Below are 21,076 nucleotides of genomic sequence, written 5' to 3'. Positions count from 1 at the left end.
TCCTTGTCGATACGGTGAATCATTGTGCGGCAACCTTTTCGGTGTTGCTGTGCGCCTTGTGGGCGGACCAGATAACGACGGTCAGGGGGTCGCCCTTGAGATGCTCGATACTGTCCAGTTTCAATCCCGCGTCGGCGAAAGCGCTGTCGAAATCGAAATCTGCAAAACCGAGGCGGCGGTGCTGATAACTGCTGCGCAGTTCCTCGACTTCATGGGGTGCGAAATCGGCGATCAGCAATCGCCCGCCCGGTGACAGCATGCGGGCGGCTTCGATAATGGCGGCGGTTACGTCATCGACATAATGCAGAACCTGATGGATCAGGACGGTATCGAATTCGCCGCCCTCGTAGGGCAGGGAATACAGATCGCCCTGCCGTACACGGCAATGCGACAGGCCTTCGGCTTCCAGCGTTGCCCGCGCCACGGCGAGCATGTCCCGCGACATGTCGATCCCCTCGCCGCGTTCGATCCGCCGGGCGAACAGGGAAAGCATGTCGCCGGTGCCGGTGCCGATGTCCAGTAATGCGGTTCTGGGCTGGTCGCCGAACAGGCGTTCGAGGGCCTTGTTGACCTCTTTCTGATCGATATGCATGTCGCGGATTTCACCCCAGACACGGGCATTTGCGCTGAAAAAGGCCTCGGCCGCCTCGGCGTGTTCGCGTTTGACGGCGGCCAGTCGCTCGCGGTCGCGCTGAAAGGTGATGTCGTCTTCGGGAATGTTGTCGATCAGGGCATTGACGACGCCCAGGGACGGCCCGGCATCGTTGATACGGTAGAATACCCAACTGCCTTCAGGAATTCGTGCCAGCGCACCGGCTTCGGTCAGTAGCTTCAGATGCCGCGAGACGCGCGGCTGGCTCTGCCCGAGGATACGCACGAACTCGCTGACGGCAAGGTCGCCGCCGGCGCGGCACAGCGCGACGATGCGTAACCGTGTCGGTTCGGCGAGGGCTTTGAGAAGTTGCACGGTCTGGTTCATGGGCATCCTTAGATCAATAATGAATAAAACATATAAACATATCTTTATGTCAATAGAAAATTGGCATGTTTACCTCATTCTTTCGGATACCAATCGTTAACCATCCTGGCGCTAGTCTCAGCTCGGGTTGCCGCTTGAGCGGCGAAACGGTGACAAGACGAGGTGGATGTGGGACGCGTTTATCAGAGAAAACGGGTAGATGCCCTTGCTTGGCGGGCATTGCTGACGGCACGGCGGAAACGCTGGATGAGCGGGGCGGAATTGACACCCAGGGAAACCGGTGAAAAGCCGGTCCCGGGATCAACGCAGGGGCTGATTAGGGCCACCCGGCGAAAGTCCCAGTGATGCGACGACCCTGCATATATCTGCTGTTTATAGGTTTATTCTACGTTTCCGGCTGCGCAACGCCGCCTGCGAAGACCGATACGGAAGCCTATAAGGAATATGTGGCGGAAAACGATCCATTTGAGCCGCTGAACCGCTCCGTGTTCGCTTTCAACAAGGGCCTCGACAAGGCCCTGTTCCAGCCGGCGGCACGGGCGTACCGCGATGCGGTGCCGCTTTGGGTCCGCCAGCGCATCGGCGCGGCTATCGACAATCTCCGCGCGCCGGTGATTTTTGTAAACGATCTCCTGCAGGGCGAGATGAAGCGGGCGATGACGACGTTGATGCGATTTTCCCTCAACTCAACGTTCGGGATCGCCGGTCTGAACGATTTTGCCCACGAAATCGGCCTCAAAAAACATGACGAGGATTTCGGGCAAACCCTGGCGATCTGGGGCTCGGCGCCGGGACCTTATGTGATCCTGCCGGTTCTGGGGCCATCAAATCCTCGTGATGCGATAGGGCGTATCGTCGATTTTCTGGTCGATCCGTTTAACGCCTGGACCGCCAATACCGGCCGCGAGGAACTGACCTATGCCCGCACAGGCGTGGCTGCACTGCATGCGCGCGCCGGATTGCTGGAATTCACAGACGATCTGGAAAAGAACGCAATCGATCTTTATGCTGCGAGCAGAAGCCTTTACCGGCAAGCGCGCGACGATGCGATTAGCAATGGCAACGCAGCGGGAGCTGATGTATCTTCAGCGCCGTCTGATTTCCCTGATCTTGCAGACAGCGCCGACAACAAAGAGCTTTCAGGAAAGCCGTGAGTTGAAAGTCATAAGAAGTATGCAACGCTCAATTTATGCCCTTGCCGCCATCGTTTTCTTCGCCTTCGCGCCGCCGGCTCACGCCACGGGTCTTGAGGAAGGTGCTGTCGCCTTTATTCATGCTTTGGAAAAAGAAGCCGTCGACTCCTTGACCGATCCGGCAAAGGAGCGTCCGGCGCGTGTGCAGGCGTTCCGGGCTTTGTTCGAGGAAAAATTCGCCGTCGAGGCCATCGGCAAGTGGACGCTCGGGCGTAACTGGCGCCGCGCCAACGAAGACGAGAGGAAAGAATTCCTGGAGCTGTTCGAGGATCTGATGGTCGCCATGTACGTCGACCGTTTCCAGAACTACGCCGGTGAAAAGCTCAATATCCTCAAGACCACCCCGGTCGACGAGAACCGCGCCACGGTGCACACCGAAATACAGCGCCCCGAAGGGGTAGACGCGCAACCGATCAGCGTGCTGTGGCGCGTCGGCCGTCATGGCGACATTTACAAGGTACTCGACGTCGTCGTCGAGGGGGCGTCCATGAGCATCACCCTGCAAAAGGAATTCGCCTCGATCATCAAGAATACCGGCAGCGTCGCCGGTCTTCTCGAGGAATTGCGCAAGAAAACCGCCCAGCTCAATCCGACCTGAGCCGGCCACCCCGGCAGGTATCGCAGGCCCGCAAGCGCCGTTCCGGTTGCACGCGAAATGCGGCTGTAACCCTTACTCAGCTTGCCGTTTTGCCATTCACCAATTATTCAATTGAGAATCGCTGTGGATTCGCTATCATTTTCAGCACGTGCACAGTCGTGAGTTTTTCTGACCACCCGTTTCCACGGCGAGCCCAGTTACTTCCCGACATAGTGAACGTTACCCAGGAGTTCTGCAGTGGTTGCAGCTCCGAAAAAGTTGATGTCGTGAAAGGGAATTATCATGGCAAACGGAACCGTTAAATGGTTCAACCCGACCAAAGGGTACGGCTTTATCGAGCCCGAAGACGGCTCGAAAGATGCCTTCGTGCACATCAGTGCCGTCCAGCAATCGGGTCTTGCAGGTCTGACCGAAGGCCAGAAGGTCAGCTACGAATTGGTTGAAGGCCGGGGCGGCAAAATGGCCGCCGAAAATCTCGAGATCATCGAGTAAGGCGACGCCTGACCAGTTGTGTCACGGGGCACGGCATGAATCGTGCTCCGGCTTTTCGCACGCCTGTTCCTGAACGGATATAGCTCCTGTCCTTAGGCCTGGTGCTCACGCCGTTCGACTTCCCTTTCCAGTAACCGCACATTTCGGCGGTTCGCTTTCCAGAAAAAATCGAACAGATCGCCGAGGACCGGTACGGCGCCGATGGCGTAGTCGATCCCGACATTCGCCAGCATGCGCGCAAGCGTCGGTTTCGAGACGCCGATGCGGTGCGCTTCGGCGACGATCCAAAGTCCCGCCAGCAATGTCACTGTGTCGCCGAGCACGGGGATCAGGCCGAGCAGACCATCGAGTCCAAACGAGAGGCGCGTCCCGGGCACCCGGATCCAGGTGTCGAGCAGCCCTGCGGCTTTCTTCAGACGTTGCAGGTCATGCCGGGTCTGATCAGGCCGGGTCTGTCTGTCTTCAACAGCCATTTGCAGCCGCCATCCGATCGCGCACCATTTGTGTCATCGATGCTGGTCGAGCCGGTCAATCCTGGCCATGGCCGGAAACAGGCGCCACCACAACGCCGTGATGCCGATGGTGGCGACACCGCCGACAAGCACCGCGCCGACGGTGCCGATGCCGCCGGCCATGATGCCGGCACGGAAATCGCCGAGTTCGTTGGAAGCATTGATGGACACCGAATTGATGGCGCTGACCCGGCCGCGCATGTGATCGGGCGTGGCGATCTGCACCAGGGTTTGGCGCACATAGACGCTGATCATGTCGGCCGCGCCATAGACCGCCAGTGCCGCAATCGACAGCCAGAACCAGGTCGACAGGCTGAAGACGACAATCGACAGGCCGAAAAAGGCGATGGAAATGAACAGCGCCGGCCCCATGCGGCCGGGCGTGGGTATCTGTGTCAGGATCAGGCCGACAATCAGCGATCCTGCGCCGGGCGTGGCGCGCATCAGGCCCAGCCCGTCCGGGCCGACATGCAAGATGTCCTTGGCGAATACCGGCAAAAGCCCCATGACGCCGCCGAATAGTACGGCCATCAGATCGATGGAAATCGCCCCGAGCACGATCTTGTTTTGCCACACATAATGAAAACCGCCGACGACGGTCAGCATGCTGAACGGCTCGGGTGTGTGTACAAGCAACTTGCGGCCCAGCAACACCGCAGCGAAGCCGGATATGACGAACGCGAAAAGTATTGCCTGATAGGCTCCGGTATCCAGCCACGCGATCAACAACCCACCCAGCGACGGGCCGAGTAGCTGCGCGCCCTTGTTCGCCGAACTGGCAAAGGCCACGGCGCGGGGAAATTGCCGGGGACTGACCAGGTTCGGCAGGATCGCCTGGCTGGCGGTATGGAAGAATGAACGCGCCGCGCCATGCAGCACCAATATCCATAGGACCGGCATGACGGCAAAGGTATCGAATTTGAACAGCGCAATCAGCATCGCCACGGCGGTGACATGGATAATGTTGCAAGAGACGATGATCTTGCGCCGCTCGAAGCGGTCGGCGGCCATGCCGGCCAGTAAAAACAGGATGAAGGCCGGGGCGAACTGCGCCAGACCGATCAGGCCGAGATTGACGGGGTCGCCGCTGAGTTTATAGACATGCCACCCGACGGCGACCGTCAGCGCGTGGACCCCCATGGAATTGCCGGTCCGGCACAGTACGAACAGCACGAAGTCCCTGTTGCGTAACAGTGGCGGGTCGGTGTCGGGTGCGGGTGAGTTTGCATCGTCAGACGTGATCATACGTCGTTTTAACGTACAAGTGGGTTCTTGAATAGCTGCGTGTTAGCTGCAAACTTCCGGTGTATCCGGCTTCGTTGTTTCCATTGCGGTTGCCGCCAATCCACGCGCGTATGGGGGATTGCCTTCGTTCAACAATTTGTGATGTGCCATACGGTCAAATCGTTATCCCGTGTGTCTGCGTTGCAGTAATATTGAGCATTGGAGATGTCCGGCACGGATTTTTCATGCCGGAAACAAGTATCCCGCCGGCTTATCCGGATTATTGAACAAGGAACATCAGTCATGAAATCACGTATTCTTGCCTGCGCTGCCGCTGCCCTGATCATGGTTGCGTCCGCACCTGCCTTTGCCAGCTCTTGCCCCAAACACATGAAAGCCATCGACGAAGCCTTGAAATCCGCGAGCCTGTCCAAAGCACAAATGGGCAAGGTAACCGGGTTGCGTGCCAAGGGTGAAGCCATGCATAAAGCCGGTAAACATGCTGAATCCATGAAGGCCCTCAGCGAGGCTGAAAAGATCCTCGGCATTCAGTAAGCGGTTCCCCCACAGTCCCGGCCGGTTAACGCAACCGGGCCGGGACTGTGGTTTTTCCTGGGCCGTTTTCATGGCCGGTCGATATCGTGCAGGGCGCCGCTGTAGCCCGTCACCCAAGCTAAAAATTCTCTTGAACAAAACCCGAAACAGGTACACATGAGGCGCAGCCCGGTGTCTGGATCCGGGCATTTTTTCGTTACAAAATCCAACACACTTGCCGTTCGGGATTTTCCCGGCCGGCAGTGTTGACTCAGTGAAAGCAACAAGCGCGGCATGGGTAATCTCGACGTCGTTCATCGTGAAAAGTTCGGCACGTTGCTGGGTGTCGCCGAAGGCGGCGTCGGCGTCTATTCGAGCCATTACCCGAGTGCTGACCGCACCGACCTGCCGAACCGTCAGGCATATCGCAGCTATGTCGACGGTGTCTTCATGGGCTACAAATGGCAGTGCGTGGAGCTGGCCCGGCGCTGGCTATACATCAACAAGGGCTATGTCTTCGACGATATCGCCATGGCCTATGACATCTTCCGGCTGCACTTTGTCACGGTTATCGCAGATAATTCCAAGCTGCCTTTGAAATCATTCGTCAATGGCGCAGCGAAGCGGCCTGTGCCCGGATGCCTCCTGATATGGAATGAAGGCGGCGAATTTCACGAGACCGGTCACGTTGCCGTGGTGACGGAAGTCTTCGATGACAAGATCCGCGTCATCGAACAGAACGTGGAGGACAAGCTGTGGCCGGAGGGCCATTCATGGTCCCGCGAACTTGCCGTGACCCTGGGGCCTGACGGCGGGTACTGGATCGACTGTACGTATGAAGATGCGGGCATCATGGGCTGGGTTATCCAGACCGATGACGCGACCCATGCCGAGGTGATTGAGGATGTCGACCCGAAATTGTTCGATCTGCAATTGCGCGAAGTCCCCAACAAAGGGCAGACCGGGGAAGGGTGGCTCGATCCGGCGCACCTGGACGAGGCATCCTACATCCAGTCGATGCAGGGCAGTCGGCTGGCGAGCGACGATGCCGACCGCTTCAAGTATATGTGTCTGACGGAATCCGCCAATCAGGAAATCAAGCGTGCCACCAACGAACTGCATGCCATGTTCATGCATGCCACGAGCTTCGTCCTGCAGGACGACGCGTTGCTGCGCCGTTTCAATCTGCCGCCGGCGATCTGGCCGCGCATTCATCAGAGTTGGGATAACCGCCGTAACGAGACGATCACCGGGAGGTTCGATTTCTCGCTCTCGTCGAGGGGACTCAAGGTCTACGAATACAATTGCGATTCCGCGTCCTGCCACATGGAAACAGGGAAGGTGCAGGAACTGTGGGCAAAGCATTACGGCTGCAATGACGGCCGTTCGGCCGGGTTCAGGCTGCACCGCGAACTGGTCGATGCCTGGAAGGAATCCGCCGCCGGGGCGTTCCTGCATATCATGCAGGACAGGGACCTCGAGGAGAGCTACCACGCGCAATACATGAAATCGGCCATCGATGCGGCGGGTATCCCATGCACTATCATCAAGGGGGTTTCGAGCCTGAAATGGGGCAGCGACGGGCAGGTTTCCGATGCCGATGGGCGGCACATCGACTGGGTGTGGAAGACATGGGCCTGGGAAACCGCGCTGGATGAGATCCGCGATCAGATTTCCGAGGACGAAGATAATCTGCGCCTGCACCGGACAATTGACCGCGCCACACAGGCACCGCGACTGGTCGACGTCCTGCTGCGTCCGGAAGTGATGGTGTTCGAGCCGTTGTGGACGCTGATCCCGTCAAACAAGGCGATTCTGCCGGTGCTTTGGATGCTGTATCCGGAGCACCCGTATCTGTTAAAGACGAGCTTTGATCTGGATGACGACCTGCGCGCCACGGGTTACGTGGCGAAACCGATTGTCGGGCGCTGCGGCCACAACATCACGATCTACGATGCCGACGACAAGGTGGTCAACGAAACCGCGGGGAATTTCGAGGCGCGTGACCACATTTATCAGGAGATGTTCGCGCTGCCGAAAATCGACGGCAAGAACGTTCAGGTCTGCACATTCACCGCGTCGGGAACATACGCCGGCGCCTGCGTGCGCTGCGACACGTCGAACATCATCACGGTCGACAGCGATATCCTGCCGCTCCGGATCGTCCCCGATCCGGACAAATGAGGATCGTCCCCGATCCGGCGTGACGAGGTCAGCCGATGGCGATTCGTTGCAGCGCCAAGTGTACGACGACGGCGCCGAGCACGACGGTCAGGATCATAAACATCAAAAGCGTATAGCGATGCAGGTTGCCTTCGCGTGGCGACTTGATAGCGCGGATGTCGCGGAACAGGCTCGACATGTGTTCGCCCATGGCGTCGATCTTGCGCTGCTCGTTATGCATCCAGAACTGATAAATGATCAGCGTGAAGATCACCGCTGTCGTCAGGACGATCGTGATGCCCATGAATTTCTGCGTCACGGCGACATTGGCATCCACGATGTTGGCGATGAAGATCAGGCCGAGAAATGTTAGCAGGGTTGCGCCAACGGTGCGCCACTGGTGGTTTTTTACGAACCGCAATGTCTCAGTGCTTTCCGCATAAAGGCAGCGGATTTCGGCATGGGTTGAATCATTGAGGGCGGACGGGACGATATCGCCCATATCCACATCGTTATCGGAGGTGTCCTTGTTCTCAGACTTTTTGTCAGTAAGGGCCATTTTGAAACTCCCAAATGCCTGGGCGCGATCACGCCTTCTGCTTGCGAATCCGACAGTGTGGATCATAGCATTTTTACCGCATTGACGTTAGTACGCTGACACGGCCCGGGGACTTAAACGGTATTTATTGCGCTTATTTGGATTGCCCGGAAATCTATGACAGACTTCCAGAGCACTCCGTGAACACCAACTGGAAAGCACAACATGACAGAACCACTCACGCTTGAAGTTTTTTCCGACTATGTCTGTCCGTGGTGCTACCTCGGCGACAACCGTGTCAAAAAGCTGAAGGAGAAATTCGATATCGACGTCCGCCTGGTGCATTTCCCGTTGCATCCGGAAACGCCGTCCGAAGGGCGTCGGCTGATGGATCTGTTCCGCACCGATCAGGCCGGGATCGATGAAAAGAACGAACGCATGCAGGGACTGATGGCGGCTGAAGGGCTGCCCTTCAAGCCCCGCACGCATACTTTCAACAGCCGCCTCGCGCAGGAAGTCGGCACCTGGGCCGATACGCAACCGGGCGGTGATGCGATCCACGATCTGTTCTTCGAGGCGTATTTTGTCGACGGGCGCAACATCGGTGATCCGGACGTGATTCTCGATGTGGTGAAAAAGGCCGGCCTTGATGTCGAAACCGCTCGCGACGTGATCGGAACGCGGTCATTCAAAGACGCAGTCGACGCCGACTGGTCGAAATCGCATGCCTATGGCGTAACAGGCGTGCCGACATTCGTCAGTGAAGGGCACGGGATAGTCGGCGCACAGCCTTATGACGCGCTGGCGTCCTTCGTCACCGAAATGGGCGCCAAGCCGCGTGGCGATTCTGCACAGTAAGCACATGATCTTCATTGTCCGGCTCCGGTCCGCTGCCTAGAGTGGTTTTCTCATCGTCAAAAATCCGGGAGGGAACAGGTGCGAAATATCGGCTTTATCGGCCTTGGCCGCATGGGCGCGGGCATGGCCCTCAACATGCTGGAAAAGAACGGCGCCCTGCTCGTTTTCGACACCCACGCAGGGGCAATGCGGCCACTTCTCGAGGCCGGTGCCACGGCCAGCACCTCGCCCGCCGACATGGCGGCGAAATGCGATCTGATTTTCATGTGCCTGCCGTATGCGCCGGAAGTACGTGTGGCAATCTTCGGCGACGACGGTATCGTCAGCGGTATCGATGCTTCCAGAAACGATGCACTGACGCTCGTCGACACGACGACGCTGGACCGCACCGATGCATTGGCCATCGCCGACGAGGCGGCGGCGCACGGCATCACTTATTGGGACTGCCCGATATCCGGGATGCCGTTCCGTGCCAGCGACGGGACTCTGACGGTGATGTTCGGCGGCACGGACGAAGCCTTCGAAGAGGTGAAGCCGTATCTGGAGCATGTCGGTACGGCGATTATTCACTGCGGTCCGCGCGGCACCGGTCAGGCGATGAAGGCGCTGAACAATATCATCTATAACGTCAACATCGCGGCACTCGCGGAAGTGCTGCCGCTGACCGTCGCCGTCGGGCTCGACCCCGAGCAGGTTGCGGAAATTGTCATGAGCGGCAGTTCACGCAGCTTCGCTTCTGAGTATTTCGTGCCGCGCATGCTGGAGGGTAAGTTCGACAGCGATTTCAGCTTGAATGCCGCTTATAAAGACATCGTCAACGTCGAACGCATGGCCGCCGATACCGGCGCGCAATTGCCGGTCGTGAAAGCCATGATCGGTAGCTACAAGGCGGCCATTGCGGCGGGATACGGCGATGAGCCGAAAAGCGCGATGCTCAAGGTCTATGAGGAAGCGTTGGGCGTATCCTACAGGAAAGATGCCGGGAAATAGACCCGTCAATATTTGCCCGCCAGCGGGAAAAGCGCGCCCTTGCTCGATGTGATTTTAAGTCGAGTTTGCGTTGTAAAACTACTGTAACCTGTCCAAATCGGATATATACTCGGTTTTGAAGGGGACCCCGCATCTGGGCAAATGCGGGTAAAAAATGCAATGACCGGGACTGCATTTGAGGTCGGGGAGGTGATGATCGCAATCGATGTATTGCTGATCGTCATCGCTATTTACGCAAGCATTGTCGTTTACAGGCGGCGTAGTGATATTCTGCGTACAGGTGCGGCCACCGGCGTTGGCTGCACCCTTGCCGGCCTTTGGACCATTACCGCGCTGTATGCTGCCGATTTGTATACGATAACCGTCGTATTGCGAACGGACGGTCTGGCGGCTACGATGAAGGTTGCAGAGGAACTGCACCGGACGGCGAACTGGTATCTGTGTTCGGTTTCGGCGCTACTGGTCTTCGCCGGACTGGTTCTGACGGTGCTGCAGTTCTCGCGTCAGCTTCGTAACATGGAGGTCAGGACCGAGGCGTTGCTGGAAAATGAAAACATTCTCGATTCCATTTTCGAAAATCTACCCGTGGGTCTTTTGATCAAGGACAGTAACCATGCGATAGAACGTTCAAACCCGACTTACCTCTCTTGGTATGGCAGGGATTTCAATGAAATGCTCGGCCATCGCTCGGATCAGATCGCAGGCTTCCAGTCCGAAGAGGACGCCCTGGTCATGAACGCCCAAGAAGATGACGTCCTGACATCGGGCAAGCTGGTGAACAGACGGGTAAAGCGCTTTTTCGTCGACGGCGATTTACATACCCTGAGCATAACCAAATTTCCGGTGTACGATCGGGATGGTAAAATCACCAAGGTCGGTTCGGTGAGCGTCGATCTGACCGAACTGTTCAAGGCCGAGGAAGCGGCCCGGAATGCCTACAACGAGGCCGAGAAAGCGAACCGCGCCAAGTCGCAGTTCATCGCCACCATGAGCCATGAATTCCGTACGCCCCTGAATGCCATTCTAGGGTTCAGCGAAATGTTGCGCGGTGAGTTCTTCGGGCCGCTCGGTACGGACAATTACCGGGAATACGCCAATGATATCCACAGCAGTGGCGAACACCTTCTGGGTCTGGTTAACGATATCCTGGATGTCGCCGCGATTGAGGCAGGCAAGCGAGCGCTGCTTAAGGAACATTTCAATATCGGCGACGTACTTGACGAATGTATCCGCAATTTTCAGCAGCAGGCCGCGGACCGTGATATCGAACTGATTGTGAATATGGCGGATGATATCGGGCCGCTTCATGCCGACCGAAAGGCGGTGGCGCAAATATTTCTCAATATCCTCGCCAATGCGGTCAAGTTCACGGAGCAGGGAGGGCGCATCAGTATTTCCGTTCAGGCCGAGGGTGACATGCTGAAGGCTCGTGTCGCCGATAGCGGTATCGGAATCCCCGGCGATTTTCTGCACCGGGCTACGGAGCCGTTCTCCAAAGGGCAGCCTAACGCTCATGTGACCAAAAGCGGGACCGGGCTCGGCTTGTCGATCGTCAAGTCTTTGGTTGACGCGCATGGCGGCCAACTTTCGATTACAAGCGCAACCGGAAAAGGCACCGAGGTTTACGTGACCCTGCCGTTCGGCGAACCGGAAAAATAACGCCAATTTCGGATGGTTTATTCCGCCGCTTCGGAATCCTGAAATTTTGTACGCAGTTCATTCCATGCCGAGGCGCCGAAACGTTCAAACCGGTCTCCAACCTTGATTTTACTGCTGGCACTCGCCGGGCGGTCGGTTTCCCTAAGCTCGGCCAGTGTGCGGTCGCAGGTTTCCATGATCGCCGCCGTCAGCAATGACGGCATGATGGCGATTTTATAGCCCATGTCGCAGGCCTCGCCGAGGTCGAGGTCAGGTGTCTTGCCGCCGACCACGATATTGAGCAGGCACGGGCCGTTGACCCGTTCCGGGATCGCCTTCAGTTCTTCCATGGTTCGTGCCGCTTCGACAAAGGCGACATCGGCACCGTTTGCGAGAGCCGCATTGGCGCGTGTAATGGCGTCCTCGAATCCGGTGACGGCGTTGGCATCGGTCCTGGCGATGATGACAAAGTCAGGGTCCATGCGGGCGGCGGCGGCAGCGCGGATTTTGGCGACGTACTCGCCCAGTGGAATGATCTCCTTGCCGTCAAGGTGACCGCAGCGTTTCGGCATGACCTGATCCTCGATATGGATCGCGGCAACGCCGGCGCGTTCGTATTCATTGACTGTGCGGGTCACATTCAGCTCGTTGCCGTACCCGGTGTCGGCGTCGGCGATGACCGGGACGGCGACGGTACGCGCGATAACGCCGGCATTGGCGACCATCTCGGTTTGCGTCACCAGACCGAAATCCGGATAGCCCAGCGACATCGACGTGCCGGCGCCGGTCATGTAGACGGCGGGGAACCCTGCCTGTTCGACAAGCTTCGCGGTGATGCCGTCATAAACCCCCGGCGCACGTACGATATCGTTTTCGGCGAGGAGTGCTCTCAGCTTCCTGGTATTTGTCATGTTGGCGTTTCCCGACTTAGGCTATTTTCCGCTCGACCCAACCTGGAGCGATGCGCATCCCAAGACTTTCGGCCTGGCGCTTCTCGAATGCAAGGCAGGCATCATCATGATGGTGGCCGCGAATGCCGCCGCGCACCGTGCCGGGCTCGACGGCGCGGAAGAAATCGCCCCAACTGTCGGGCAGGCGAACGGAATCCGGCGGTGCCAGCCAAAGGCGGCTCAGCATGCGCTTCTTTTCGGGTTCTTCGAAATCTTCGTAATCGGTGCGAGAATGCAACATCACGTGATTGTTGAGAAGCTGCAGATCCCCCGGCTCCAGATACATCGTAAACATCACGTCGGGGCGGCTCAGGATATCGTCCAGCGCTTCGCCGGTCGCAAGTTGTTCGGGCGTCAGCGCCGGCACCTCGTCGATATTGTTCGCCGCCGACATGACGCGGTTGCGATTCCATTTACCGAACAGCCGGCCGTCACAAATGTCGAAAAGCGGCTGGCGGTAGAATTTGTGTTCATCCGGCGCCTCTTCCTTCTGGCGGCTGAAACAGAACGTATCGCTATGCGCCACTTCGGCCAGGTCGGGGTGCTCCTCAATCAGGATACGGCGTGCCGTGACGCTGGACGAGATCATGCTCTGTCCGCCCGACTTGGCGGCATTGTAACACGCCAGCGAAACGATATCGCAGCCGTCCGTGTGGAAATCGAGCTTGGCGTTCGATGAATAACCGCGTCCGTTCGACGCACGGTAGTCGGTGCCGGCATCGCGGACCGGCGAAATATATTGCGACATCTTGCCTTGCGGACGGGCGACACCGGTATTGAGACCGATCGCCCAGTTCATCAATTCGAATTCCTGTTCGCTGATACCCTCGCGGGGCAGCCCCTTGACCAGGGCGATGCCGCGGCCGTGATAGGCTTCGCGGATCGCGGCGGCAATCGTCTCCCAGGCCGGTCCGAGGTCGAAATCGCTGCGGCTGTAGTCGAACAGGCGGCGGTCCGGATCATAAGCTTTCTTGACGGCGGCGGTCATTTGTTTACGGGCGGCGGCATCGATGAAAAACACCCAGCGCCGATCGTCGTGCAAGTCCTTGGCGTACCATCCGGCGGCGGTATCGACGTCAATCAGGCTCATCTGCGGCGTTCCTTGTCTGCCCTGTAGTCTGGACAATTTAACGGCAACGGCATTGAAAGAAAAATACTGTTGTTGTATCAATTAATAGATGTCACTGATCAATATAACGCCTGCCGACCTTGATGCATTCCTGTCCGTGGCGGAAACCAGCAGTTTCCGTCAAAGCGCGCAGGTCCTCGGTATTTCCCAGCCCAGCGTTTCGGCCCGCATTCAGCATCTGGAAGCGGTTCTCGGTGTCAGGCTTTTCGAGCGTACCACACGGCGGGTCGTTATCACCGATGCCGGCGAGCGCTTGCGCGGCCGTGTCGAGCGCATGGTAGTTGAAACCCGGGCGCTGGTGCAGGAATTCCGTGAAGAAAAGCATCTGCAGCGCGGCAGTGTCGTGGTCGGCGCTTCGCCGTCCGTGGCGGCGGGTTTCCTGCCGGTGGTGATCGGCGAATTTCAACGCCGCTGGCCGGAAATCGAAGTCGTGCTTCTGGATGATTTCTTCGGTCAGGTGCTGGATCGCGTCAACCGTGGCGAGGTCGATTTCGCCGTCACGCCGTATGTCAGCATCGACAACACCCTCGATTACGAGCCGTTGATGGAGGATGTGTTCCGTCTTGCCGTTCCCGATACGCATCCGCTGGCAAAACAGTCGAGTGTCAGTATTTCCGATCTTGCCGGCGAGAAACTGATGTCGATGCCGCCGGAATCCGCCGCCTGGGCGATTTTCCGCCGCACCTTCGCAGCCGCCGGCATGGACTTCGCCCCGTCATTCCAAACCCGCGATTCCGTGACCATCTTCTCGCTCATCAAGCAGGGCCTCGGGGTCGGTCTGGTAACCGAGATGCTGTCGTCGGTGCTGGACATGCGCGGCATCAGGCTGCTGCCTGTCCGCGATGCCGATCTGACACGCAGCGTCGGCATCGTGCGGACCCGTGAGCGTGCCTTAAGTCCGGCCGCGGATGCGCTCTGCAAGCTTTTGCGTAAACACGCTGAAGATTACCAGCCGGGCCATTGATATGATTGCTGCTGACAGCGGCCCAAGATAGGCTTCGACGTTCCCCATCGGCGCTCAGCCGGGCAGAGAAGGAAATATTCAAATGGTGCGGAAGTTCTTTTGGCGGGCGTTGGTTGTCTGCTTCATCGTTGCCGGCGCGGCACAGCCCGCCGCCGCCGAAAGCGTACTGGAACGCGGTCAGTATCTGGCATCGATCATGGATTGCACCGGTTGCCATACCCCAGGTGCGCTGAGCGGCAAGCCGGACATGGCACGATATCTGGCGGGATCGGACACCGGTTTCATGATTCCGGGTGTCGGCGTGTTTTACCCGCCGAACCTGACGTCTGATGACGAAACCGGGCTCGGCCAATGGAGCAAGGAAGAGATCATCGCCGCGATCCGTTCAGGCGTGCGCCCTGACGGCCGGGCACTGGTCCCAGTCATGCCGTTTCCCTCCTATGCGTCGCTCAGTGACGCGGATGCGGATGCGCTGGCGGCCTATCTGAAGAGCCTGCCGGCGATCCCGAACAAGGTGGCTGGGCCTTTCGCAAAGGGCGAAGCGCCGACCGCGCCGTATCTGCAGCCGGTGATGCCTCGCTAGCGCTTTGCCTTACGACGGGATTTCGACCCCGGTGCGTCCGTCGAAGTCCGAAGCGTCATGGCGTTCGCGCAATTCGGTCTCCGGGTCGTCCTTGGAACGATTGACCATGCGGCCGCGTTTGACGGCATCGCGTACGCCGATTTCCCGGGTCCAGCGCTGCATGTTCTTGTAGGACTGTACTTCCAGGAACGTGCCGGCATCGCCGTATTGTTCGCCCAGGCACAACACACCGTACCACGGCCAGATGGCGATATCGGCGATGGTATATTCGTCACCGGCCATGTAGCGGTTCTCCGCCAGATGCTTGTCGAGGACGTCAAGCTGGCGTTTGACTTCCATGGAAAACCTGTTGATCGGGTATTCCCACTTTTGCGGTGCATAGTTATAGAAATGCCCAAAACCGCCGCCCAGATAAGGTGCGCTGCCCATCTGCCAAAACAGCCAGTTCATGCATTCCGTACGTGCGGGAATTTCCGTTGGCAGGAATTCGCCGAATTTTTCGGCCAGATAAAACAGGATCGATCCGGATTCGAATACCCGCACCGGGGTATCGCCGCTGTGGTCCATCATGGCGGGAATCTTGGAGTTCGGATTGGCCTCGACGAAGCCGCTGGAAAACTGATCGCCGTCTCCGATTTCGATCATCCAGGCATCGTATTCGGCGCCGCTGTGCCCCTTGGCCAGAAGCTCTTCGAGCATGATGGTGACCTTAACGCCATTTGGCGTGCCTTTGGAATAGAGCTGCATCGGGTGTTTGCCGACGGGAAGCTCTTTTTCATGGGTAGCGCCGGAAATCGGACGGTTGATCGAGGCGAATTTGCCGCCGTTATCTTTGTCCCATGTCCACACTTTCGGTGGCACATAAGCCGAAACGTCATCCATTGTTAACTCCTCCCTCTGTATGTTTGCGCAGACAGTCATACGGTCTAGGGTCATAGGTGGGGATCACATTCGTTGCCGTCCAGAAGATATTTGTCGATGACAATTCTTGAGAGCGCCGCCTCTTTATGCTTCGTTAGTCTTCTGTCCATATCCAAATTCGGTCAAAGCCATTGAATGATGAAGATCCAAACCAGAAATCGGTTGGGGATTCCGGTAAGGAAGTATCTCTCCGCGATTTTGCACATGAAATTCAAACGCCGCTGAATGCGATGCTCGGGTATGCACAGTTGATTGAATCCTCGCTCAAGCCCGGTTGTGACCTTGATAAAATCATTGAATACAACAATACCGTCAAAACCGCGACGACACGTCTTATGCACATATGCGAGCGTGTGCTGAATGAGGCCATTTCGGGTAATCATGTGATTAAAAAGCAAGAAGTCGACGCGAAGCAGTTGGCAATGGATGTTGCCGCCACGTTCAACGCGTTCGCCGCAGAGCGTGGGGTCGGGCTGGTCTGTGATTTCCCCGATAATTTTCCGGCGATATCGACAGACCCGTTGCTGCTCAGTCAGATATTTTCAAACCTCATTAGCAACGCCATCAAATTCACGCCGGCGGGCGGGATGGTCAAGGTAAAGGGCGAGGTCAGTTATCATGACGAGGCGATGATATTTGTTATTCAGGATACCGGTTGCGGCATACCTGCGGATTTGCTGGTGCGCATGCGTAAAGGGGATCAGTTATCAACGGCGCATTACCACGGACACAAGGGCTGGGGACGTGGACTGATGATCGTCAACGATATCTGTGAAAAACTGAACGCGGAATTGCGGTTCGAGCCGGCAAGGACCGGCGGCACGGTCGCTCTTGTCTGTTTGCCACTGAAGGAATAAATGCCGACGAAGGAAGCGCTGCCGGATATTATACCTGTGCCTGAGTTAATAATCCTGTATCAATCGATTGAGGTGATGGATATATGCCGGAAGAAGATTACCTTCGACATTCCCCCATCAGGTTCGATCAGCCGAATTACCAAGTCTGTTACGAATACTGGCAGCGACTGAAGGGCGAACGCCACTCACCCATGTGGCGTGAGTGGGACTGGCTGCAATTGCCAGTAAGGTTAATTCCTTATTTTATGGTTGTTGACGTTAAGTACGAGCCGCTTGATTTCATTTACAGGTTCTGGGGGACCGCATCCGTCGACATGCACGGTATTGATTTTACCGGCCAGTCGATTTCCAACATCCGTTCGAAAATCACGGCGAAAATGACCGCAGCACAATACCTGGAAGTCGTTACGCATCACGAGGCCATTGGTTCCGAATACACGGTGCAGGCGGGTGAAGGCGGTCTCGCATATGTACAGACATCACTCAGGATGCCTTTTTCCGACGACGGCGAGCATGTCACACAGATTGCGACATACGTCGACTGGAGCCGCGAGCGCAACAAGATCAAGGAAGAGCATATCCGTGAATTTGGACAGAAGGGAAGATGGGGTATCTAGAGCGGGCCAGTTTATAACTGGGCGCGGAAATAGGCGACATTGACGATAAGGCCGGGCAGCAGCCATTGAAACAGGCGTACCACGTCGCAAACCTCGCCGAGTGAGGCATCCCTGGCGGCGGCTTCCCTGAGTGCGGCAGGAGTGAGGTTTCCCGAATTGGGCAGGTCCTGCATCTGTTTGACGGCGAAATCGTGCACGGACGTTACGACCGGTTCATAGTCGGCTGAAAAGACCTTCGGTGCCAGGTCGCTCCATGCCCGCGTGAAATAACTGGGCCAGCGCGCCAGTGCACGGTAGTCGGTGTTGACGAATGGCAGGCCTAGGGTTGCCTTGATGTCATTGTAGACGCGTAACGTTGGCGCATCGGCATGGTGCGGTTCGATCAGGGTCAGGGACCTGTCGAGCGACGGCCCGTGTCGCTCCGTCATCGGCGAAATGCTTCCACCTTCATTCAGTTCATGCCCTTCCAAAAGCAATCTCGCTGCGGTGGCGATCATCAGGTAGGGCATGTTGCCGTGTGAAAACACTTCGATCATGGCGCGAATATCCTCGATTTCGCGCACTGCGTATCCCAGATCGTCCAGAACGGGCAACAGCGGCGACGGTGAAAGCTGCAAGACTTTGGTTTCGGCATGGTTTCGCAGGTCACGGCAGGCTTCGGCGAACTCCTGGCTTGAAGCCAGTTCGCGCAAGCCGCCCCACAGCGCTGCATAAAAATTCGGGTAATGTGCAAATGCCATGGTGACGACCCCCATCCACGGCACCTGCAGAACGGATTTGGTATCTTCATAGACGGCATGGAGGCTATCATCGGCAAGATATTCCGGCACCGGATATGCGTTTGGGATCGGTGCCGGCTTCCGGCGTGAAAGTGTGATGGACATGTGCCCCCCATGCGCCACGATGGCGTCCATGAGGCTAACATGGGGAAGGCGCGTTCCCGCGTCTACTGGTTTATGCGGTTACGTACGCAAGAAAGTGCTGCGCGGTGAAAAGTTGAATTGATATAAATCACAGCTGTTTCAGGGCGCCGCCTTATGCTTGTGTGAACCGGAAGCAGATGTTTGCCGATAGACTATGTCGGGAGAATACGGGGAGAGCGATATGAAGCACGATATACCGACCTGGTCCGATAAATACGAAACAGGTATCAAAGCGATCGACCGCGATCACAAGGCGCTGTTCGAGGAAATCAAGAATCTTTCCGCGGCCCTTATGAAGCAGGAAAGCCCGGCCCATGTCGAGCAGGCGATTGACTGTCTCGAGACATACGTGCACGAGCATTTCGAACGAGAAGAGAACTTCATGAAGCAGGCAGGGTATCCGAACACGGAAGCGCATATGCGCACGCATCGTTCAATGCAAAGAAATGTCAAATGGCTGCGGGAGCTCCATCGTTCCGGGACCGATACCATAGACCCCGTAAAACTGACGAAGTTTCTCTCGGTATGGCTTTCCCAGCATATCTTGAAAACCGATATGGAGTACGTGCCTTATTTGCGGGGCGAGCGGGAAGACCGTGACCCGGAAATTGCCGAGCAATTGCACGAGGTCACTGTAGAAGTTCCGGAAAGCAAACGCGCCGTGATTGAAAAGTTTATCGGTATTGTCATGTCCGACAATCCGTTGGCACGGGAAATTTCCGCCCTGGTCGAGGAGTTCGAGGAGAAACTCGATGCTCAGGAATTAAGCGAAGCACGCAGGATTTTCTGTTCGGATTGACGCGGATACGAAAGCGCGTAGATTGCTTGCATGATTGAATGGCGCGAAAAAATGTCGATCGACGACGGCGGTGTGATCGATCAGGATCACAGGCACCTGATCGAAATCATCAACCGTTTTGAAAAACTTGCGTCCGATGGTCTCGACAAGGATGAGGCGACGGAGATTCTCTATGCGTTGAAGTTCTACACGCAAACGCATTTCGGCCGCGAGGAGCAACTGCAGAATCTGATCGATTTTCCGTATGCGGATGCGCATCACCACGAGCACGAAGAGTTGGTCAAAACACTCGAAGACGTGATCGAGCATCTTAAAGAGAGCAATGAAGAAGTACTGGCCGGATTACACGGCGAAATTTCCGAACTGCTGCACCAGTGGCTGGTCGGCCATATCCTGCACAGCGACCTGAAGATGCGCATATATGTCGGTCATATGAAGAAGCATGCCGAGAATTTCGGCGCACTGAAAGACATTGAAGTTGCGGCCGGGTGAGATCGACCTCAGATGACGAATGTGCTGATGAGCAGAAAATAGATGAAGAGGCTCGCAGCGTCCTGAATGATGGTGCAGACGGGGCCGCTGCCGAGCGCGGGGTCTGACCCGAAGCGTTGAAATATCCAGGGCAGGGCAAATCCGACCAATGCGGAAATCAAGCCCCCGGCAAACACGGCCATGCCGACTGCTAGGGACAATGCGCTGTGCTGGAAGGAGGCTTGCACCGCAATCGCCGAGAGGCTGCCGAGGGTTGCGCCGACACCGGTGCCGATCACCAGTTCATCGCGCAAAAGCTTTCCAATCTGGACATTCTCACGCGACAGCCCGCGCACTGAAACAGAAACCGCCTGGGTGCCGATGGCACCGGCGATATAGACCAGTGCCGGAACAAAGAAGGCGGCGGCAATGTTGTGGGAAATCGCTTCCTCGAAACCGGCCATGACGAAGGTGATGATGGACGATGCGGCAAGTCCGAATAACAGCCAGGGCATACGGCGGCGAAAGCGGTCGAACAACGAGGCGTCAAGCGCCACTTCGGCACCGCGCTCAGGCAGGCTGATCCCGGCAAGACGCTGCAGATCTTCCATATGTTCCTGGCGCAAGATACGGAACAAGGCTTCGGGCGGGACCACGCCGATCAGGCGTTCATCCTTATCTACGACAGGCACCGCGATCATGTTGAGTCGGATTGCCAGCATTGCAATCTGTTCCTGATCGGCGTCTTCCGGAACGCTGTCATGCTCGGCTTCCATGATGTCGCCGATCTGGGCGGAGCCATCGGACAGCAGGTCATTGATGCGGACGATGCCTTCAAGCCGCCCGTCCTTATCTGTAACAAAGATCGTATCGGCGCACGCGAATTTCCGGCCGCGGAGCTTATGGATAACGGCATCGACCGGCGTGTCCATATGCGCGGTTGGAAAGCCTGTCACCATATGTGCAGCAGCAGTTTCATGAGATGCGGGCGGCGTTTGCTCGGGTGCGGACGATGCCAATTCAGATGCCCTTCTTAAAGGAATATAGCCAGCTATGAAGAAACGGTAATACGCCAGCCCGGGCTCTGCTACCGTATAATCGGCCGAGGATGCGAGCCAGAATACCACCAGCGACCGTGAAAAA

Annotated in this window: 23 protein-coding genes; 14 read left to right on the top strand and 9 right to left on the bottom strand. The window is 57.1% G+C overall.

Going from position 1 to position 21,076, the window contains the following annotated elements:
* Nucleotides 1-19: 19 nt before the first annotated feature.
* The gene (locus L2D14_18340; GenBank protein ID WNJ99805.1) at nucleotides 20-967 is read right to left on the bottom strand and encodes a metalloregulator ArsR/SmtB family transcription factor; all 948 of its coding nucleotides are present in this window, start codon (nucleotides 965-967) and stop codon (nucleotides 20-22) included.
* 356 nt (nucleotides 968-1,323) lie between these two features.
* Here L2D14_18340 and L2D14_18335 point away from each other — a divergent pair, with 356 nt between their 5' ends.
* The 3 genes from L2D14_18335 (at nucleotide 1,324) to L2D14_18325 (ending at nucleotide 3,262) form a co-directional block, all read left to right on the top strand.
* A complete protein-coding gene (locus L2D14_18335) occupies nucleotides 1,324-2,133 on the top strand; it encodes a VacJ family lipoprotein (GenBank protein ID WNJ99804.1) in 810 nt (269 codons plus the stop codon).
* Between the two features lie 19 nt (nucleotides 2,134-2,152).
* Nucleotides 2,153-2,770, top strand: a complete 618-nt coding sequence (locus L2D14_18330; GenBank protein ID WNJ99803.1) for an ABC transporter substrate-binding protein — start codon at nucleotides 2,153-2,155, stop codon at nucleotides 2,768-2,770.
* Nucleotides 2,771-3,052: 282 nt separating this feature from the next.
* On the top strand, nucleotides 3,053-3,262 hold the full coding sequence (locus L2D14_18325) for a cold-shock protein (GenBank protein WNJ99802.1): 210 nt from the start codon (nucleotides 3,053-3,055) through the stop codon (nucleotides 3,260-3,262).
* Nucleotides 3,263-3,354: 92 nt separating this feature from the next.
* Here the strand turns inward: L2D14_18325 and L2D14_18320 are convergent, their stop codons facing one another.
* Nucleotides 3,355-3,735: a DUF4112 domain-containing protein gene (locus L2D14_18320; protein WNJ99801.1), complete on the bottom strand. Its 381-nt coding sequence runs from the start codon at nucleotides 3,733-3,735 to the stop codon at nucleotides 3,355-3,357.
* 33 nt (nucleotides 3,736-3,768) lie between these two features.
* Nucleotides 3,769-5,019, bottom strand: coding sequence for an MFS transporter (locus L2D14_18315; GenBank protein WNJ99800.1), 1,251 nt, complete (start codon nucleotides 5,017-5,019; stop codon nucleotides 3,769-3,771).
* A 282-nt stretch (nucleotides 5,020-5,301) separates the two neighbouring features.
* Between L2D14_18315 and L2D14_18310 the strand changes: the two genes are divergently transcribed.
* Nucleotides 5,302-5,553 (top strand): hypothetical protein, encoded by a 252-nt coding sequence (locus L2D14_18310; GenBank protein WNJ99799.1) that lies wholly within the window; start codon nucleotides 5,302-5,304, stop codon nucleotides 5,551-5,553.
* Nucleotides 5,554-5,826: 273 nt separating this feature from the next.
* Complete coding sequence (gene gss / locus L2D14_18305; protein WNJ99798.1) at nucleotides 5,827-7,716, top strand: bifunctional glutathionylspermidine amidase/synthase; 1,890 nt, start codon at nucleotides 5,827-5,829, stop codon at nucleotides 7,714-7,716.
* 28 nt (nucleotides 7,717-7,744) lie between these two features.
* On the opposite strand, the gene L2D14_18300 is transcribed toward gss, so the two are convergent.
* The gene (locus tag L2D14_18300; GenBank protein ID WNJ99797.1) at nucleotides 7,745-8,254 is read right to left on the bottom strand and encodes a hypothetical protein; all 510 of its coding nucleotides are present in this window, start codon (nucleotides 8,252-8,254) and stop codon (nucleotides 7,745-7,747) included.
* A 204-nt stretch (nucleotides 8,255-8,458) separates the two neighbouring features.
* Here L2D14_18300 and L2D14_18295 point away from each other — a divergent pair, with 204 nt between their 5' ends.
* The 3 genes from L2D14_18295 to L2D14_18285 all read left to right on the top strand — a co-directional run bounded on the left by L2D14_18295 (nucleotide 8,459) and on the right by L2D14_18285 (nucleotide 11,740).
* Nucleotides 8,459-9,091 carry a DsbA family oxidoreductase gene (locus L2D14_18295; GenBank protein ID WNJ99796.1) on the top strand — a complete coding sequence of 211 codons (633 nt, stop codon included), beginning with the start codon at nucleotides 8,459-8,461 and terminating at the stop codon, nucleotides 9,089-9,091.
* A 78-nt stretch (nucleotides 9,092-9,169) separates the two neighbouring features.
* Nucleotides 9,170-10,081, top strand: a complete 912-nt coding sequence (locus L2D14_18290) for an NAD(P)-dependent oxidoreductase (GenBank protein ID WNJ99795.1) — start codon at nucleotides 9,170-9,172, stop codon at nucleotides 10,079-10,081.
* A 159-nt stretch (nucleotides 10,082-10,240) separates the two neighbouring features.
* Entirely contained in the window at nucleotides 10,241-11,740 is a 1,500-nt protein-coding gene (locus tag L2D14_18285) for an ATP-binding protein (protein ID WNJ99794.1), read from the top strand.
* Nucleotides 11,741-11,757: 17 nt separating this feature from the next.
* Here the strand turns inward: L2D14_18285 and L2D14_18280 are convergent, their stop codons facing one another.
* Both L2D14_18280 and L2D14_18275 read right to left on the bottom strand, forming a co-directional pair.
* Nucleotides 11,758-12,630 (bottom strand): isocitrate lyase/PEP mutase family protein, encoded by an 873-nt coding sequence (locus L2D14_18280; GenBank protein ID WNJ99793.1) that lies wholly within the window; start codon nucleotides 12,628-12,630, stop codon nucleotides 11,758-11,760.
* A gap of 16 nt (nucleotides 12,631-12,646) precedes the next feature.
* Complete coding sequence (locus L2D14_18275; GenBank protein ID WNJ99792.1) at nucleotides 12,647-13,759, bottom strand: TauD/TfdA family dioxygenase; 1,113 nt, start codon at nucleotides 13,757-13,759, stop codon at nucleotides 12,647-12,649.
* Nucleotides 13,760-13,847: 88 nt separating this feature from the next.
* Between L2D14_18275 and L2D14_18270 the strand changes: the two genes are divergently transcribed.
* Nucleotides 13,848-14,762, top strand: coding sequence for a LysR family transcriptional regulator (locus tag L2D14_18270; protein ID WNJ99791.1), 915 nt, complete (start codon nucleotides 13,848-13,850; stop codon nucleotides 14,760-14,762).
* Between the two features lie 82 nt (nucleotides 14,763-14,844).
* Nucleotides 14,845-15,345 carry a c-type cytochrome gene (locus L2D14_18265; protein ID WNJ99790.1) on the top strand — a complete coding sequence of 167 codons (501 nt, stop codon included), beginning with the start codon at nucleotides 14,845-14,847 and terminating at the stop codon, nucleotides 15,343-15,345.
* 9 nt (nucleotides 15,346-15,354) lie between these two features.
* On the opposite strand, the gene yghU is transcribed toward L2D14_18265, so the two are convergent.
* A complete protein-coding gene (yghU, locus tag L2D14_18260) occupies nucleotides 15,355-16,227 on the bottom strand; it encodes a glutathione-dependent disulfide-bond oxidoreductase (protein WNJ99789.1) in 873 nt (290 codons plus the stop codon).
* A 170-nt stretch (nucleotides 16,228-16,397) separates the two neighbouring features.
* Between yghU and L2D14_18255 the strand changes: the two genes are divergently transcribed.
* Both L2D14_18255 and L2D14_18250 read left to right on the top strand, forming a co-directional pair.
* On the top strand, nucleotides 16,398-17,123 hold the full coding sequence (locus tag L2D14_18255; GenBank protein WNJ99788.1) for a HAMP domain-containing sensor histidine kinase: 726 nt from the start codon (nucleotides 16,398-16,400) through the stop codon (nucleotides 17,121-17,123).
* A gap of 83 nt (nucleotides 17,124-17,206) precedes the next feature.
* Nucleotides 17,207-17,740, top strand: coding sequence for a PAS domain-containing protein (locus tag L2D14_18250; protein ID WNJ99787.1), 534 nt, complete (start codon nucleotides 17,207-17,209; stop codon nucleotides 17,738-17,740).
* Nucleotides 17,741-17,751: 11 nt separating this feature from the next.
* On the opposite strand, the gene L2D14_18245 is transcribed toward L2D14_18250, so the two are convergent.
* Nucleotides 17,752-18,624 carry a halocarboxylic acid dehydrogenase DehI family protein gene (locus L2D14_18245; protein WNJ99786.1) on the bottom strand — a complete coding sequence of 291 codons (873 nt, stop codon included), beginning with the start codon at nucleotides 18,622-18,624 and terminating at the stop codon, nucleotides 17,752-17,754.
* 220 nt (nucleotides 18,625-18,844) lie between these two features.
* Here L2D14_18245 and L2D14_18240 point away from each other — a divergent pair, with 220 nt between their 5' ends.
* Nucleotides 18,845-19,462, top strand: a complete 618-nt coding sequence (locus L2D14_18240; protein ID WNJ99785.1) for a bacteriohemerythrin — start codon at nucleotides 18,845-18,847, stop codon at nucleotides 19,460-19,462.
* Nucleotides 19,463-19,492: 30 nt separating this feature from the next.
* Nucleotides 19,493-19,954: a hemerythrin family protein gene (locus L2D14_18235; protein ID WNJ99784.1), complete on the top strand. Its 462-nt coding sequence runs from the start codon at nucleotides 19,493-19,495 to the stop codon at nucleotides 19,952-19,954.
* Nucleotides 19,955-19,962: 8 nt separating this feature from the next.
* Here the strand turns inward: L2D14_18235 and L2D14_18230 are convergent, their stop codons facing one another.
* Nucleotides 19,963-20,952, bottom strand: coding sequence for a magnesium transporter (locus L2D14_18230; GenBank protein ID WNJ99783.1), 990 nt, complete (start codon nucleotides 20,950-20,952; stop codon nucleotides 19,963-19,965).
* Between the last annotated feature and the right edge of the window lie 124 nt (nucleotides 20,953-21,076).

This window comes from Thalassospiraceae bacterium LMO-JJ14 (assembly GCA_021555105.2).
Taxonomy (GTDB): Bacteria; Pseudomonadota; Alphaproteobacteria; order Rhodospirillales; family Casp-alpha2; genus UBA4479.
The sequence above is the reverse complement of the archived record's forward strand: the minus strand, read 5'-3'. Positions and strand labels throughout refer to the sequence as shown.